Below are 252 nucleotides of genomic sequence, written 5' to 3'. Positions count from 1 at the left end.
AACGGCATTGATGCCGGTTGTCACAGGTGCGTCGGGGCGGATGCCGACGCTGCCGGGAAGCATGGCGCAGAAATTTTCGGCCTCGCCGTTGAGCGAGGCATAAGCTACCGTATTGGCGCCGAGGCGTTCGATGACCGTCGGGGTCACGGTGAAGACGATATCGCCGCCGTTCTGCCGGTGACCCCGCGCGATGGCATGGCCGGCAAGACGCTGACGCTCGGCATCCGGCCGGAGCACATCCAGCTGAACGGC

Annotated in this window: 1 pseudogene; it reads right to left on the bottom strand. The window is 65.5% G+C overall.

The window, feature by feature from the left end:
- A pseudogene (locus EOD29_RS33560) lies at positions 1-252 on the bottom strand (ABC transporter ATP-binding protein); the annotation flags it as partial.

The sequence above is a fragment of the Mesorhizobium sp. M1A.T.Ca.IN.004.03.1.1 genome, assembly GCF_003997555.1.
GTDB lineage: Bacteria > Pseudomonadota > Alphaproteobacteria > Rhizobiales > Rhizobiaceae > Mesorhizobium.
Note: the sequence above shows the minus strand (reverse complement) of the source record. Positions and strands in the feature narration are given on the sequence as shown.